Genomic DNA, 207 nt, shown 5'->3' on the forward strand with positions numbered 1-207 from the left:
TCCTGGGCGACCTACAACACCGTCAATGCCGAAGCCGCGATCGGCGGCCCGATCGCCGACGGCCTCAGCTTCCGCGTGTCGGGCCTGCTCCAGCGTCGTGACGACTGGGTCAAGAACGACAATGAAGGCGGCAACGCCGCCAGCGAGCTGGAAGGCTATCGCGACATGGCCGGCCGTGTGCAGCTGGCCTATGAAGCCGGCGACTTC

General features: G+C 66.7%; 1 protein-coding gene. It reads left to right on the top strand.

The window, feature by feature from the left end:
* Positions 1-207: hypothetical protein (locus tag E1K68_RS27640; protein WP_212614980.1), on the top strand; the 207-nt coding region annotated here is incomplete at both ends.

It is taken from the genome of Pseudomonas sp. B2021 (assembly GCF_018135665.1).
GTDB lineage: Bacteria > Pseudomonadota > Gammaproteobacteria > Pseudomonadales > Pseudomonadaceae > Aquipseudomonas > Aquipseudomonas lactis.